Raw genomic sequence first — 1079 nt, 5'->3', positions numbered from 1 at the left:
GCCGAGCACAGGAACACGGCCAGGTCGCCCAGCTGCTGCGGCGTGACGAACTGCAGCGAGGGCTGCTTCTCGCCCAGCAGCTCGCGCTGCGCCTGCTCCACCGCGATGCCCTCGCGCGCGGCGCGGTCGTCGATCTGCTTCTGCACCAGCGGCGTCAGCACCCAGCCGGGGCAGATCGCGTTCGACGTGATGCCGGTCTGCGCGGTCTCGAGCGCGATCGACTTCGTGAAGCCGACGATGCCGTGCTTGGCGGCCACGTAGGCCGATTTCTGCGCCGACGCGACCAACCCGTGCGCCGAGGCGATGTTGATGATGCGGCCCCAGTTGCGCGCGCGCATGGCGGGGATCGCCAGCCGCGTGGTGTGGAAGGCCGAGCTGAGGTTGATCGCGATGATCGCGTCCCACTTGGCGGCGGGAAACTCCTCGACCGCCGCCACGTGCTGGATGCCGGCGTTGTTGACGAGGATGTCGACGCCGCCGAACTCGGCCTGCGCGTAGGCCATCATCGCCTCGATCTCGGCCGGCTTGCTCATGTCGGCCCCGTGGTAGCCGGCCTTCACGCCGAGCGCGGCCACCTCGGCGCGCGCCGCCTCGAATTCGCCGAAGCCGTTGAGCACCACGTTGGCGCCCTGGCGCGCCAGGCACAGCGCGATGCCGTGGCCGATGCCGCTGGTGGAGCCGGTGACGAGGGCGGTTTTTCCTTTGAGCACGGTGGGAACCTCCAGGTTGATACAGTCCATTATCGAAGAGGAAGCCCGGCCCATGCATGAACCCCGCCTGAACCACGTGCAATGCCTCGACACCCGCGGCCTGCATCGCATGGCCTGGTGGGAGTGGGGCGACGCTGCGAACCCGCGCGTGCTGGTGTGCGTGCACGGCCTGTCGCGCCAGGGCCGCGACTTCGACACCTTCGCGCAGGCGATGCAGGGAGAGTACCGCGTGGTGTGCCCCGATGTCGTCGGGCGCGGCGAATCCGACCGCCTCGCCGACCCGATGGGCTACCAGATCCCCGCCTACGTGGCCGACATGGTCACGCTGCTCGCGCGATTGAACGCCGGCACGGTGCACTGGGTCGGCAC

2 protein-coding genes are annotated in these 1079 nt (G+C 69.4%); one reads left to right on the top strand and one right to left on the bottom strand.

Translation table 11 applies throughout. The features are described from left to right. The coding region (locus tag AC1D15_RS33830) for a 3-hydroxybutyrate dehydrogenase (protein WP_477829509.1) at positions 1–740 on the bottom strand (740 nt) is incomplete at its 3' end. 22 nt (positions 741–762) lie between these two features. On the opposite strand from AC1D15_RS33830, the gene AC1D15_RS33825 reads away from it, so the two are divergent. Beyond that, on the top strand, positions 763–1079 hold a 317-nt coding region (locus AC1D15_RS33825; RefSeq protein WP_477829508.1), incomplete at its 3' end, for an alpha/beta fold hydrolase.

It is taken from the genome of Rhizobacter sp. P2_H2 (assembly GCF_056403375.1).
This window is presented reverse-complemented; position numbering and strand designations above follow the sequence as displayed.